Annotated in this window: 14 protein-coding genes; 8 read left to right on the top strand and 6 right to left on the bottom strand. The window is 55.0% G+C overall.

Annotated elements, in window-relative coordinates; all coding sequences use genetic code 11:
- Positions 1-40 precede the first annotated feature (40 nt).
- The 6 genes from nuoF to ACQ4OB_RS09885 all read right to left on the bottom strand — a co-directional run bounded on the left by nuoF (position 41) and on the right by ACQ4OB_RS09885 (position 6,093).
- A complete protein-coding gene (gene nuoF / locus ACQ4OB_RS09910) occupies positions 41-1,396 on the bottom strand; it encodes an NADH-quinone oxidoreductase subunit NuoF (RefSeq protein ID WP_008146041.1) in 1,356 nt (451 codons plus the stop codon).
- Positions 1,393-1,890, bottom strand: coding sequence for an NADH-quinone oxidoreductase subunit NuoE (gene nuoE / locus ACQ4OB_RS09905; RefSeq protein ID WP_008146039.1), 498 nt, complete (start codon positions 1,888-1,890; stop codon positions 1,393-1,395). Before nuoE ends, nuoF begins: the two co-directional genes overlap by 4 nt.
- 2 nt (positions 1,891-1,892) lie before the next feature.
- Positions 1,893-3,677: an NADH-quinone oxidoreductase subunit C/D gene (nuoC, locus tag ACQ4OB_RS09900; protein ID WP_074878214.1), complete on the bottom strand. Its 1,785-nt coding sequence runs from the start codon at positions 3,675-3,677 to the stop codon at positions 1,893-1,895.
- 72 nt (positions 3,678-3,749) lie between these two features.
- The gene (locus ACQ4OB_RS09895; RefSeq protein WP_008146035.1) at positions 3,750-4,424 is read right to left on the bottom strand and encodes a NuoB/complex I 20 kDa subunit family protein; all 675 of its coding nucleotides are present in this window, start codon (positions 4,422-4,424) and stop codon (positions 3,750-3,752) included.
- Between the two features lie 10 nt (positions 4,425-4,434).
- On the bottom strand, positions 4,435-4,848 hold the full coding sequence (locus ACQ4OB_RS09890; protein ID WP_008146033.1) for an NADH-quinone oxidoreductase subunit A: 414 nt from the start codon (positions 4,846-4,848) through the stop codon (positions 4,435-4,437).
- Between the two features lie 483 nt (positions 4,849-5,331).
- Positions 5,332-6,093, bottom strand: a complete 762-nt coding sequence (locus ACQ4OB_RS09885) for an SDR family NAD(P)-dependent oxidoreductase (RefSeq protein ID WP_430955615.1) — start codon at positions 6,091-6,093, stop codon at positions 5,332-5,334.
- A 397-nt stretch (positions 6,094-6,490) separates the two neighbouring features.
- On the opposite strand from ACQ4OB_RS09885, the gene ACQ4OB_RS09880 reads away from it, so the two are divergent.
- The 8 genes from ACQ4OB_RS09880 (at position 6,491) to ACQ4OB_RS09845 (ending at position 14,278) form a co-directional block, all read left to right on the top strand.
- Positions 6,491-7,729, top strand: coding sequence for an aminotransferase class I/II-fold pyridoxal phosphate-dependent enzyme (locus ACQ4OB_RS09880; RefSeq protein WP_430955614.1), 1,239 nt, complete (start codon positions 6,491-6,493; stop codon positions 7,727-7,729).
- Between the two features lie 6 nt (positions 7,730-7,735).
- The gene (locus ACQ4OB_RS09875; protein WP_430955613.1) at positions 7,736-8,566 is read left to right on the top strand and encodes an HpcH/HpaI aldolase/citrate lyase family protein; all 831 of its coding nucleotides are present in this window, start codon (positions 7,736-7,738) and stop codon (positions 8,564-8,566) included.
- 10 nt (positions 8,567-8,576) lie between these two features.
- Positions 8,577-9,101 carry a MaoC family dehydratase gene (locus tag ACQ4OB_RS09870; RefSeq protein WP_074878207.1) on the top strand — a complete coding sequence of 175 codons (525 nt, stop codon included), beginning with the start codon at positions 8,577-8,579 and terminating at the stop codon, positions 9,099-9,101.
- Between the two features lie 108 nt (positions 9,102-9,209).
- Complete coding sequence (locus ACQ4OB_RS09865; RefSeq protein WP_430955612.1) at positions 9,210-10,199, top strand: ornithine cyclodeaminase family protein; 990 nt, start codon at positions 9,210-9,212, stop codon at positions 10,197-10,199.
- A 63-nt stretch (positions 10,200-10,262) separates the two neighbouring features.
- Positions 10,263-11,240: a C-terminal binding protein gene (locus tag ACQ4OB_RS09860; RefSeq protein ID WP_430955611.1), complete on the top strand. Its 978-nt coding sequence runs from the start codon at positions 10,263-10,265 to the stop codon at positions 11,238-11,240.
- The gene (locus ACQ4OB_RS09855; RefSeq protein WP_102615572.1) at positions 11,233-11,976 is read left to right on the top strand and encodes a class II aldolase/adducin family protein; all 744 of its coding nucleotides are present in this window, start codon (positions 11,233-11,235) and stop codon (positions 11,974-11,976) included. Before ACQ4OB_RS09860 ends, ACQ4OB_RS09855 begins: the two co-directional genes overlap by 8 nt.
- A complete protein-coding gene (locus ACQ4OB_RS09850) occupies positions 11,973-13,076 on the top strand; it encodes a pyridoxal phosphate-dependent aminotransferase (RefSeq protein ID WP_102615573.1) in 1,104 nt (367 codons plus the stop codon). The genes ACQ4OB_RS09855 and ACQ4OB_RS09850 overlap by 4 nt, the downstream gene beginning before the upstream one ends.
- A complete protein-coding gene (locus ACQ4OB_RS09845) occupies positions 13,076-14,278 on the top strand; it encodes an MFS transporter (protein WP_430955610.1) in 1,203 nt (400 codons plus the stop codon). The genes ACQ4OB_RS09850 and ACQ4OB_RS09845 overlap by 1 nt, the downstream gene beginning before the upstream one ends.
- Positions 14,279-14,312 lie beyond the last annotated feature (34 nt).

Genomic DNA, 14,312 nt, shown 5'->3' with positions numbered 1-14,312 from the left:
GACAAAGCGAAGGGCACGGACCCTTCGCTTCTTTAAGCGTTTACGCGCCGACTACGATCGGCCTTGCCAGAGGCGGGACGACGGCGCTGGTAGGCGCGATGCCGGCTTCGAACTCATGGCGGAAGTATTTGATTGCGCTGCCCAACGGCTCCACGGCGCCCGGTGCGTGAGCACAGAAGGTCTTGCCTGGGCCGAGGAAACCGACCAGACCCAGCAGGGTCTCGATATCGCCGGCTTGCCCTTCACCGTTCTCGATCGCGCGCAGCAGCTTGACGCTCCACGGCAAACCGTCACGGCACGGGGTGCAGAAACCGCAGGATTCGCGGGAGAAGAACTCTTCCATGTTGCGCAGCAGGGAAACCATGTTGACGCTGTCGTCCACCGCCATGGCCAGGCCGGTACCCATACGGGTGCCCACTTTGGCGATGCCGCCGGCGTACATTTGCGCGTCCAGGTGTTCCGGCAACAGGAAACCGGTACCGGCGCCACCAGGCTGCCAGCACTTGAGCTTGTAACCGTCGCGCATGCCGCCGGCGTAGTCTTCGAACAACTCGCGACCGGTGACGCCGAACGGCAATTCCCACAGGCCCGGGTTCTTGACCTTGCCGGAGAAGCCCATGAGCTTGGTGCCCATGTCTTCGCTGCCTTCGCGGGCCAACGATTTGTACCAGTCCACGCCGTCGGCAATGATCGCCGGCACGTTGCACAGGGTTTCAACGTTGTTCACGCAAGTCGGCTTGCCCCACACGCCCACGGCGGCAGGGAAGGGCGGCTTGGAGCGCGGGTTGGCGCGGCGGCCTTCGAGGGAGTTGATCAGTGCGGTTTCTTCACCGCAGATATAACGCCCGGCGCCGGTGTGGACGAACAGCTCGAAATCGAAGCCGCTGCCCAGGATGTTCTTGCCCAGCAGGCCCGCAGCCTTGGCTTCTTCCACGGCACGGTTCAGGTGCTTGGCGGCGGTGGTGTATTCGCCACGCAGGAAGATGTAGCCACGGTAGGTTTTCAGCGCGCGAGCACTGATCAGCATGCCTTCGATCAGCAGATGGGGCAGTTGCTCCATCAGCATGCGGTCTTTCCAGGTGTTCGGTTCCATCTCGTCCGCGTTGCACAGCAGGTAGCGGATGTTGATGGATTCGTCCTTGGGCATCAGGCCCCACTTCACGCCTGTGGGGAAGCCTGCACCGCCGCGACCTTTAAGACCGGAGTCCTTCACGGTCTGGACGATGTCGTCCTGAGCCATGTCGGCGAAGGCCTTGCGCGCAGCCGCGTAACCGTTCTTGGCCTGGTACTCGTCGAGCCAAACGGCTTCGCCGTCGTCACGCAGACGCCAGGTGAGCGGGTGAGTCTCGGCCGACCGCTTGATGCGGTTGGCTGGACCGAAGGAAGTCAGGGTCATACGTAGCCCTCGAGCAATTTGGCAACGCCGGCAGGCTGCACATCACCGAATGTGTCGTCGTCGATCATCAACGCCGGCGCCTTGTCGCAGTTGCCGAGGCAGCAGACCGGCAGCAGGGTGAAACGACCGTCGGCGGTGGTCTGACCCAAGCCGATGCCCAGATTGCTCTGGATTTCGCTGACTACCGATTCATGGCCGCCGATGTAGCAGACCATGCTGTCGCAGACGCGAATGATGTGACGGCCGACCGGCTGACGGAAGATCTGGCTATAGAACGTCGCCACGCCTTCAACGTCGCTGGCCGGGATGCCGAGGATTTCGCCGATGGCGTAGAGCGCGCCATCAGGCACCCAGCCACGTTCCTTCTGGACGATCTTCAGGGCTTCGATAGACGCCGCGCGCGGGTCTTCGTAATGATGCAGCTCGTGCTCGATGGCCGAGCGCTCGGTTTCGCTCAGGGCGAAACGGTCTGTCTGGATAAGCGTGCTGTTCATGCTTAGCGGTCCACGTCGGCCATAACGAAATCGATACTACCCAGGTACGCGATCAAGTCCGCGACCATGCTGCCTTTGATCACCGAAGGGATCTGCTGCAGGTGCGGGAAGCTTGGGGTGCGAATCCGGGTGCGGTAGCTCATGGTGCCGCCATCGCTCGTCAGGTAATAACTGTTGATGCCCTTGGTCGCTTCAATCATCTGGAAGGATTCGTTGGCCGGCATGACCGGGCCCCACGAAACTTGCAGGAAGTGCGTGATCAGGGTCTCGATGTGCTGCAGGGTGCGCTCTTTCGGTGGCGGCGTGGTCAGCGGGTGATCCGCCTTGTACGGGCCTTCCGGCATGTTGCGCATGCACTGCTCGATGATCTTCAGGCTCTGGCGCATTTCTTCGACACGCACGATGCAACGGTCGTAGGCATCGCCATTGGCCGCCAGCGGTACTTCGAATTCGAAGTTCTCGTAACCGGAGTACGGGCGAGCCTTACGCAGGTCGAAATCGCAACCGGTCGAACGCAGGCCGGAACCGGTGACGCCCCATTCCAGGGCTTCTTTGGTGTTGTAGGCGGCGACGCCGATGGTCCGGCCACGCAGGATGCTGTTGTCCAGTGCGGCTTTCTGGTATTCGTCCAGACGCTTTGGCATCCAGTCGATGAAGTCTTTCACCAGTTTTTCCCAGCCACGCGGCAGGTCGTGAGCGACGCCACCGATGCGGTACCAGGCCGGGTGCAGACGGAAACCGGTAATGGCTTCGATCACCGTGTACGCCTTCTGACGGTCGGTGAACGTGAAGAACACCGGGGTCATGGCGCCGACGTCCTGGATGTAAGTCCCCAGGAACAGCAGGTGGCTGGTGATCCGGAAGAACTCGGCCATCATGATGCGGATGACGTCGACCTTCTCAGGCACCTTGATGCCGGCCAGCTTCTCGACCGAGAGCACGTACGGCAGGTTGTTCATCACGCCGCCGAGGTAGTCGATACGGTCGGTGTACGGAATGAAGCTGTGCCAGGACTGACGCTCGGCCATCTTCTCGGCACCACGGTGGTGGTAACCGACGTCCGGCACGCAGTCGACGATCTCTTCACCGTCCAGCTGCAGAATGATGCGGAACGCACCGTGCGCGGAAGGGTGGTTAGGACCGAGGTTGAGGAACATGTAGTCCTCGTTCGCACCGGAACGCTTCATGCCCCAGTCTTCAGGCTTGAAGCGCGCGGCCTCTTCCTCAAGCTGTTGCTTGGCCAGGGTCAGGCTGAACGGGTCGAACTCGGTGGCACGGGCCGGGAAGTCCTTGCGCAACGGGTGACCTTCCCAGGTCGGCGGCATCATGATGCGGGTCAGGTGCGGGTGACCGGCAAAGTTGATGCCGTACATGTCCCACACTTCACGCTCGTACCAGTTTGCGTTCGGCCAGATGCCGGTCACAGTCGGCACGCTGAGGTCGCTCTCGGACAAGGCGACCTTGATCATTACGTCACTATTACGTTCGATCGACATCAAGTGATAGAACACAGTGAAGTCGGCGCCGCTTGGCAGCCCTTGACGCTTGGTGCGCAGACGCTCGTCCACGCCGTGCAGGTCATAAAGCATGACGTACGGCTTGGGCAGGTTGCGCAGGAAGGTCAGGACTTCGACGAGTTTGGCGCGGGCAACCCAAAGCACCGGCATGCCGGTGCGAGTAGGCTGGGCGGTGAACGCCTCGGGGCCAAAACGGTTGTTCAGTTCGACGACCACATCCTGGTCGTCTGCCTTATAAGGCGGGATGTACAGAGCACTGCCTGTAGTCATGGTTATTTATCGCTTTCGGTCAACGTAAAGAATGAAGCCAGGTTCTCGTTCTATAAAAGAAGCAGGTCTGGATCAGACTTCGTCGGGGCTGCGCAGGTTGGTGACTGCGATTCGCTGTTCGCGGCGCTGTTCCTTTTGCGAAGGCATCTCGGCGCGGTACACGCCTTGATCGCCGACGACCCAGGAAAGCGGACGACGCTCCTGTCCAATCGACTCCTGCAAGAGCATCAAGCCTTGCAAAAAAGCTTCTGGGCGGGGCGGGCAGCCAGGCACGTAGACGTCCACGGGCAGGAACTTGTCCACCCCTTGAACGACGGAGTAGATGTCGTACATGCCACCGGAGTTGGCGCACGAACCCATGGAGATAACCCATTTAGGTTCGAGCATTTGCTCGTAGAGACGCTGGATGATCGGCGCCATCTTGATGAAGCAGGTACCGGCGATAACCATGAAATCCGCCTGACGCGGCGATGCCCGGATAACCTCGGCGCCAAAGCGCGCGATGTCGTGGGGCGCCGTGAAGGCGGTGGTCATTTCCACGTAGCAGCACGAAAGACCGAAGTTGTACGGCCACAGGGAGTTCTTGCGCCCCCAGTTGATCGTGCCGTTAAGCACGTCTTCGAGCTTGCCCATGAAAATGTTTTTGTGGACTTGATCTTCTAACGGATCGGAAACGGTTTCCCGTTCGCCAATCGGATACTGCTCGTTAGGAGCATCGGGGTCGATCCTGGTGAGATTGTATTGCATTGCCAAAGCCTCATTGTTTCAGCTTCGCTTGCCGCTTAAGACGAGCTGCCGGAGCCCAGTCAAGGGCGCCCACTCGAAATAGGTAGACAAGACCTGCCAACAGAATTGCTATGAAAACGAGAGCTTCGACGAATCCGGTCCAGCCGCTTTCGCGGACGGACACAGACCAGGCAAAGAGAAAAAGGGCTTCGATATCGAAGATCACGAAGAGCATCGCGACCAGATAGAATTTTGCAGAGAGCCGCAGACGGGCGCCACCTGTAGGCAGCATGCCGGATTCGAACGGTTCGTTTTTGCTGCGGCCCCAGGCTTTTGACCCGAGGAGGCTGGAAACGCCGAGCATGAAGGCACAAAGGCCGACAACGCCCAGAAGGAAAATGGCAAAGCCCCAGTTGTGGGCCATGAGTCCTGTCGCTTCGGGCATGCTGGTAATCCTTAACAGAGAGCAAAGGTCTCTGAGCTTGAAAAGAAATAAAGCAGTGACGATATGTCGCAGCAATCAATCCCGCTGATTTTATGGCACAACACCGTGCAAGTAAAATTCAGATAGCGAAATTATTTACAGGAATAAGGACATAGCGTACCTCCAAAGCTCCGCAGCCCATGCGGTTCGGGCATTAGCCGGAATTTCATCAATATTGTTTTGTTGGGAATGTAACGAATATAGCGACAGCTAAATGATAATCAATACTGTTTGTGCCGGTTTTCAAACTGTCTAATGGGGTGAGGGTCGGAAAGTTGTCTTATATGCGCGTTACTACAAGTAGTGGCCGGGGTCGTTTTACCTTCTTTTCCTGATCGAGAAAATGCTCCGGATCAAGGTTTTCCGCACCGTTTGCGGCTTCTCGCATTCCCTGTGGCAGCCAGCGGTGCGGCGATCAGCGTGCCCCGCGACTTTCCGGGTTCTTTATGTGCAGCTGTGTCCCCCATCGATTACCAGATCCGCACCGGTCATCCAAGATGACTCATCAGATGCCAGCAGGATGGCAGCGCCTGCCATATCTGCAGGCATTCCAGCACGCTGCATGGGAATCTCCTTTTTCCTGTTTTGCCAAATCTCTGGGGAGTCCCGCCACTGATTGGCGTTACCACTGGTCGCGGTCAGCCCCGGTGAAATCGTGTTGACTCTGATGCCATAGGGTGCCAGTTCTACCGCGCAGCTTCGAGTAAGCATCGACAGTGCTGCTTTGCTTGCCTGATAAGCTGACATTCGACTGACCGCCTTGAAGGCACTGACCGATGAAATGTTAATGATGCTGCCGCCCTGTTTGCGAGCGATGCAGTCTTTTGCAAAGCGTTGAGCCATAAAAAATGGAAAGCGGAGGTTGACCGCAAGGGTGCGTTCGTACTCGTCTTCGCTCAGCTCAAGAAACGGAGTACGGGTTATGAATGCCGGATTGTTGACGAGTATATCCAAGGGACCAACGGCTGCTTGCGCTTCTTCAAAGAGTGCATCAATGCTGGTGCTTGCGGCATCCATAAGGGTGAAGCCGGCCTGCTGGCCAACTTGTTCAGCTAATGCAATTACTGCACGAGCCCCAGCCTCGTCAGTGCGGGCGGTAATGAAAACATCGGCGCCCTGGGCAATGTAGGTTTCGGCTATAGCTCTTCCAATGCCTGCCGATGCACCTGTTATAAGCGCTCGCTTGCCTCTTAGTCTTCCATTCATGATGAGTTAATACTCCGCAGAGAGTTTGCTGGTCGTGTGCATAACATATGAATATGGCGTGATACTTGAATGTAGACGGTGCGTCGCTTTTTGCTAGCGTGAATTCTAATAGTAGTGCCTTCGTTTGTTGCCTCGTGTTGCGGTTCTGGGTTGGGGTTTTTATTCCAAGTTTGTGGGGCTCGGACGCGGTTATCTGTTGTGTTTTGAATATGAGCGGAAATTCTCAGAAAATTCCTACGGATCATTCACTTTTCAATGAGCGAACTTTCCTAAGTATTGGTGGAATTTGATTTTATGAGGTTGATAGTGCGCTGCCATTAGGTAAATTAGATGGCTAGATAGATGGCATTGAAATCAGTATTGGTCTGACTCTTAAGTCCATAGAGAGAGGTCATGTATGTCTGAGCAAATAAATAAGTTTATAAACACCGCCAGGTCGGTAGAGATCGGTAATCCCTCTTGGGCGCTTGCGCAAAATTCGGGGCTGACCGATTTGAGTATCAAGCATGCTCAGCAGGGACGTATGCAGGACCAGAATGGTCATTTATTCATGAATATGTGCTCGTGTTCATATTTGGGTCTTGAAGTCGATGAGCGTCTGGCTCGACGTGCCGCAGATTATGTGTTGAGTTGCGGTACTGTGAATTTGCCCACCTCACGTATCAGAATAAGGCTGAAAGAACTCGATGAACTTGAAGAAGCCTTATCGGCACATTTTGCTTGTCGAGCGTTCACCGCGACTTCCTGCAGCGCGGGCATTGTCGCGTCTTTACCCTTACTGGCAGCCGGGATGTTTACTGATGGCCAGCGCCCTGTTTTGATTTTTGATAAGCATGCCCACTTTGCTCTGAATCAGGTCAAGGCCATCTGTGGTGATGAAACGCAAGTTTTCACTTGCAATCATAATGATGTCGACTTTATTGAGGATATGTGTAAGCGCCATCCTTTGGTCGCGTATGTTGCTGACGGTGCTTACAGTATGGGGGGAAGTGCGCCTGTTGAGCGACTGTTGGCTTTGCAGGACAAATATGGGCTATTTCTATACTTCGATGATTCTCATTCATTAAGTGCCTATGGCGAGAAGGGAGAGGGCTATATTCGTACTTTCATGCCTGAGCTTAATCCGCGAACCATACTGGTTTATTCATTGGCCAAGGCGTTTGGTGCCAATGGTGGCGGTATATATATGTCGGAAAAGTCCAATTATCACGAGGTTTTCCGCCGTTTTGGCGGGCCGATGTCCTATTCGCAATATGTAAACCCCGCCACTGTTGGCGCGGCCATGGCTTCCCTGGATATTCACAAGACCAGTGAACTGGCCGTTTTGCAGGAGAAACTCAATTCCAATATCCGCCTGTTCGACAGCTTGTTTGTGACGGAACACGCGGGATCGGGTTTGCCTATTCGGGTTATTCCCTTGGACAGTCCGGATATGGCGATCGGCGTTTCCGAGGGGGTATTCAAACGCGGGTATTACACCTCCGCAGTCTTCTTCCCGATTGTGGCCAGGAATAAATCCGGTTTGCGCGTGATGATGCGTGCAGACATGTCCCAAGGCGATGTTCTGGGATTCTGCTCCGCAGTTAAGGCGGAGATCGAAAGGGTTCGTCTGAGCTTGAAACCAGCCCAGTATTGAGAGGACATGATGATCAATCCCACACCAAGAAGCTTACTGTACTGCTCTGCTTTGTACCCCGGGCAATACGCTAAGAATAATCTGACTGATGTAATGGTGATTGACCTGGAGGATGGCGTGCCACTCCCACAGAAGGTTCAAGCACGGTTGTGTGTCGAGCAGTTCTACCGTGGCCATGTCTCGCAGCGCACGGCGCTGCGAATTAACCCTCTGCGCGATAATCATGGATTGCTTGATCTGCTGCTGGTGCAATCGCTTGATCAGCGACCCGAGTTCATCGTCATGGCGATGACCGAGGCGGCTGCTGAAATAGATATTGTACGAGCCAATTTGAGCCGCGACGGAGAGAGCCCAAAGATTCTGGTTACGGTTGAGACGCCAGCCTGTCTACGTGATATTCACACCATCGCGTCCAGTGCTGATGGACTGATCTTCGGCTCCGCCGACTATGCGGCCAGCCTGGGTGTCACTATCGGAGGTTGGGCCAATATGCTGCATGCTCGCGCGAGCATCGTCTCGGCTGGCAGTGCGGCGAGGATCCCTGTGTTCGACACCGCCTACTTCAAACTCGATGATGAGATGGGACTTCTGCAAGAGTGCCGTGACGTCCGGGAGTTGGGTTTCAGTGGCAAGACGGCCATTCATCCAAAGCAAATATCCACTATCAATGAAGTCTTCACTCCGTCCGTTGCTGAATATGAGCATGCATTGGCAATTGTGCAGGCTTCGGAAAACAGCGGCGAAAAAATTACGAAATTGAAGAACCTGATGGTGGGCCCTCCGTTTGTAAAACAAGCAAGAAAATTGATCCAGCGCGCTCAAGAGTTGGGTCGGTGAGGAAAAGGCAATGGAACCGATGATTCTGGCCCACGAGCGGATCGGTGAAAATCGATATCGCGAGTCCTATGGCCTGCATTACGAACAGTTTGTGGTGGGTGATATTTTCGAGCACCGGCCCGGCCGTACCGTAACGGAGTTGGATAATATCTGGCAGTCATTAATCAATATGAATAACCATCCTGCGCATATCGATCTTGCGTATGCACAGCAAACCGAATTCAAGAAGTTGTTGGTCAACAGTTCGGTGACACTGTCCATTGTCAGCGGAATGACAGTGGCAACCATGAGTGCGCGTGCGATCGCAAATCTGGGCTGGGACGAGATTCGATTGCCGAACCCGGTCTATGTTGGTGACACCTTGTACGCTGAGAGTGAGGTGGTTTCCAAGCGCGAATCCCGGTCGCGTCCAGGGCAAGGCATCGTCACCATCAAGGTCATTGGACGCAAGCAGGGTGGAACACCGGTGATCACTTACTTGCGTACATTTCTAGTTCCCCGGAACGGTATGTCGCAGGACTACCCCGTCGGATAAGGCAGCGCCATTCCGAGATTCTGGTCGCAGACCTGGCTGGCGGTGATCAACCGCAGCTCCAGGAATGACAGGCCCTTTCGAACAGCATCAATGGAACAAGGAATTGCCATGCTGCTTCTGAACAGTGAAGACATTGAGCGCTGTATCAATTTTCCAAGGCTTGTCCAGGCACTGGAGGAGGCTCATAGAGGGTTTGCGTTGGCGTCCCCGGTGGTCCCACAACGTTTGATCATTACACATGAGCGACAAAGAGCTTTCTCACTGTTCATGCCGGCATTTATACCCCAGAGCCAGACACTGGGGATTAAGGTGTCGTCATTTCATCCTGGCAACTCAGAGCGGGGGTTGTCGCCAGTCAATGGCGCGGTTTTGTTGATGGATATCGAAACCGGGCAGTTACTGGCGATACTCGACGGGGCGACCCTTACTGCCCTCCGTACCAGTGCCATGAGTGCCTTGGCGACGGACAAGCTTTGCCCGCATGAGCGGCTTAATTTGGCCGTCATCGGTGCCGGTACCCAAGCTGCGGCGCATATAAGAGCGATGACCACCATCCGGGAGTTGGGGTGGATCAAGGTGTTTTCGCGTCGATTTAATCAAAGTGTCGCTTTGGCCGAACGTCTTTCCAATGAACTGTCGCTGCCGATCACTGCGGTGCGAAGTATGGATGAGGCGCTGGCCGATGCTGACATCGTCTGCACGACAACGTCCCATGATCGTGCGCAACCGCTGATTATGGCGCACCAACTGAAACCATCCGCCCATGTAAACGCCATTGGCGGCAGTTCGCTGCTGGCGTGTGAGATCGACCCTGCAATGTTGGCTGATGCTCAGGTTCATGTTGACCATCTGGGTTGCGCTCGATGTGAGTCGGGAGAAATTTCTCAGGCTTTAGCGTTATCGATAATCGGCGAAAAGGACATCCGTGAGATGAGTGCATTGGTTGCCGATCATTCTCCGCCGGCAATGCTGAAGCGTGGTCTGAGTTACTTCCGCAGCGTCGGGCATGCCAGTCAAGATATGGTGACTGCTACCTGCATCTATGCCTTGGCCAAGGAAAAGCACATCGGCATGAACTGCAACTATCTAAGTACTTGAGGGTAGTTAACCGGGACGTTTGAAACAGCAATCAATGTTGCCGACAGGGAAAGAGGAGCATTCATGAATATTCTGATGATCGATTCGTTGCGAGTGAATTATGTCGAGCCGGGGGAGTACTGCTGTGGGCCAGAGCAGCAGCCGTATGCAGTTGAGGTGACGTCCAATCCATCGGATGAGCAACTCGCCCGGGCCGACGGCATTATTGCCTTTCATTCGGTCGTCATCGATGAGCCGTTAGTTGCCAAAATGCATCGTTGCCGGGCGTTGGTGAAGGCGACCATCGGTCTTGATGATGTCGATGTCGAGGCCTTGAGCACGAAGGGCATTCTGCTCTCCAATATTGGTTCGGTGGGGGTAGAGGAAGTCGCGGAGCACGCCATGGCGCTCATATTGTCCGCCCAGCGAAAGCTCCTCGATTACGCCGCGCATACCAGGCGAGGCGGTTGGAGTTGGAGAGCGCATTCCGGTGAAGTTAAAGCGTGCCGCGACACGGTTCTAGGTCTGATCGGCTATGGGGCAACGGGGCAGGCATTGGCGCGCAGGGCGGCTGCCATGGGTTATCAGATCTGCTATTACGATCCTTGCGTTGAGAAATGTGTTGAAGGCATTGCAGAGGGAGGGTCACTGGAGTCTTTGCTCGCCAGGGCAGATGTCATATCGCTGCATCTGCCCCTCACCCCCGATACGCGACACCTGCTGAATGACCGGTGTTTTTCACGCATGAAGCGGGGTGCAACTCTGGTCAATACTGCGCGGGGCGCAATTGTCGATACCGACGCGTTGCAGCGGGCCTTGCAGTCCGGGCTTGTGTCCATGGCATTCCTGGACGTGCTGCAGGAAGAGCCGACCCCCCCACAGGCATTAATCGATCATGAACGTGTATTGCTGACACCCCATGCCGCGTTTTACAGCGAGCGATCGCTGGGTCAGTTGAAGGCCCGTGCTTTGGGAGCGATGCTGAGTTTGCTGCGAGGGGAAAGGGTGGATACCGTCGTCAATCCTGATTGCGCACGGATGGAGGCGAAGGGATATGCCTGAGTTGAAACTTGCAGGTCCTGAGACTTCGAAGCCTGGATTGCCGGCCTGGTTCGACCTGGCGATCGGCAACAGTATTCTTCAATACGGTCAGCGGTTGGCGGCGCGGCAATTACTGGTCAATACCTTGGGTAATATTGCGATACGCAACCATTGCCCGTACTGGCGGCGAGAAGTGATCTACACCAAGCACCGAGGCGTGTCGCTGGAAGAGTGCGGTCTTGAGCATCTGGCGGTGCTGGATATGCAATCCAATGAGCTGCTGCATGGTCGTTTTCGCCCTAGTGCAGGACATCAAATGCACCGGGAAATCATGCGGTGTCGCTCTGACGTTAATGCCACCGTGCATCTTCATCCCAATGAAGTCATTTCTTTTTTTGCTGTCATGCAGTGGCGTGAGATGGCGTATGTGTCCAATGACACCGCGCTGGTGATGGGCAAGCCACCGTGCATTCTTCGCGAAGGTGTGAACATCGAACTGGACGTCAGCGCCATTGGACAATGCGCGCATGACACCAACTGTATTGTCATGCCCGGTCATGGCATCACCAGTTTCGGCCGTGACCTGTCTGAGGCGTTTCATCGTGCTGTGGCATTCACTGCGGAAATCAGTCGGCTGATCACCAGCCAGTGTTTGTCGGCAGCCACTGGCAAGTCGGTCGTGTACGCGAGCGATGAACAGGTGCAGCACATGTACGAATCGGGTGAGCAGGTGATCTACGGGGGTATGCACAGATGAAGGTTCATGAGCATATCAAGCGTTCCGGGTTATGGAAGGTACCTGAACGCGACCTCTCGTCGGTGTTGCTGGATTTGAACGAAAATCAGTTTTTAAACGATTTTCTGCTGAGATTCATTGCCACCGAGTTACAGGCCCGGGATCTGTTTACCTACCCTAACTATCAGCCGCTGCTGGCCGAGCTGGCAAACTACTGCAAGGTTTCGACCGACAGCCTGCTGCTGACCAATGGTGCGGATCAGGCAATCGACTTGGTAGTGCGCTTGCTGTTTTCACCAGGGGATCGGGTGGTCATTCCGTCTCCGGTATTTTCCTTCTATTACCAGATGCTCAGTGTGAATGGTGTAGAACCGGTGATTGTGGGATTCGAGAAGCAAACACAGCATTTCACTCTCCCGACCAAAGCCATACTCGAAGCCTTGCAGGCGAGCCACGGGCTGATTCTGTGCAATCCCAATAATCCGTTGGGCGCGCGAATCGACGCTGAACAATTGAAGGTTCTGGTCGAGGCTTGTGTGAGACTGAACAAGCCAGTAATTGTTGATGAGAGCTACTTTGAATATTTGCAGCAGACCTGCCTGGACGCGTTCAGCTCAGTCAGGCAATTGTTCGTCATTCGCTCATTCTCCAAGTATTTCGGCCTTGCCGGGTTGCGTTTGGGGTATGTCGTCACGCATCCGGAATCAATTCGCGAGTTGTTGAAGGTGCGAGGGCCTTGGGATGTCAACCACGTAGCGGTGAAAGCTGCCCTGTTCTGTTTGAATAACCGTAAAGCACTAGAGCAAGCCCACCATGAACTGGCGCAGGTCAAAAACGAGATAATCGAGTTTTGCCGGGTTTACGGAATCGTCGTTTTCGATAGCGAAACGAACTTTCTACTATTGGAAGACCATAGCGACGGCCGTTTGGCCAAGGCGTTCGCACGGGCAAACATTCGCGTAAGCGACTGTTCCCAATATCCTCACAGTTTCGGGTTACTTGAAAACATTCTGCGTGTAGTCGTGCCGGCGTCTTCGGATCTGAAAACATTCCTGATGGCGGTAATGCAGGGAAGCGGCAATGAGGGCAGCAAGAGCGATGTGAAGGAAGCAGTTCAGTAGTGAAGCCATTGCTGATAATGAGCGGTTTGGGCACTGGGATGCGCAATATCGTGCTGCTCCGATTGCTGTTCGTCATGACGAATGCCTTGGGTCCCTTCGCCGCTTTGTTTTTCCAGCGTCATTACCGGCTCGATAGTGCCGGGGTGGCATTGGTGATTACGCTGATGTCGGCGTTTTTTCTCGTGGGTAACGTGTTGGGAGGAGCGTTGGTCGGACGCTATACGTTCAGGACACTGTTGGTCTGCTCTTCTGTATGTTCATTTGTATGCTTGTTGTGCGGGATTTTGTTCAGTGCGCCGGTCGCATCCATTGCCATGGTTTTGCTGTTCATGTTCTGCGCGGGGCTGGTCACACCTGTGTTCAGTATCTTGACGTCCTTGACGGCTAACGATAGTAACCGCGTCGCCTTTTTTGGCTATTTGCATCTGGCCAGCAATCTGGGAGCGGCTCTGTTGTTTGTCATTGGCGGATATTTACTGGCCCTCGATAGCGTCTACCTAATGTTTTTTGCGCTAGTCACCAGTGTGTTGTGCCTGTTCTCAAGTGCCTGTCTGTCTCTGCCGGAAAGCCACGGCAGCAAACCTGCAACAAGGGAAACTTCAATTGGCATGATGGCTGGCATACCGCATGTCGTGATTGCTGCGGGCGTCATGTTCTTTGCGTTGGCGGTGCTGGATGCACAGCGTGAGTACCATCTGCCGTTGTGGCTTGATGTGGTAACGGCAGGGAAGGCTGCCAGCCTGTTCGGTGCAGTAGGAATCGTCAATGCGCTGCTGGTGATACTGTTGACGCAGTCGCTGATTGCATTGACGTCGCGTTTCGAGCCGCTCACCAATTTGGCTTTTGCCGCGATTTTCTACAGTGTTGGATTCGGCGCCTATGCCTTTTTCGAACATACGGCGCTGATTCTGTTTTTTGTTTTTTTCTGGACGCTAGGTGAGATTCTCAGCGTTACCTACGTCACCGCGCTCATCTCGCAAAAAGCTCCATTGCAAACGCAACCTACGCTCTTTTCTCTTGTTCCTGTCGTACTGGCGGGGGCGAGGATGGTGTCCGTGGGGCTGGGAGCCTGGCTGATCGCTGGCGTTGGTTTCCCGTTGAGTTGGAGCCTCTATGGGGTTCTGGGCATCGCATTTGGAGGCATCTGTTTTTTTGTCGGACACAGGGCAGTTGTATTACCCCGCACCACATCGCTCGACTAAGGGCTGCATCCGAAACACCGATCGAGAACTAACA

The organism is Pseudomonas sp. ES4 (assembly GCF_050586665.1).
Taxonomy (GTDB): domain Bacteria; phylum Pseudomonadota; class Gammaproteobacteria; order Pseudomonadales; family Pseudomonadaceae; genus Aquipseudomonas; species Aquipseudomonas frederiksbergensis.
This window is presented reverse-complemented; position numbering and strand designations above follow the sequence as displayed.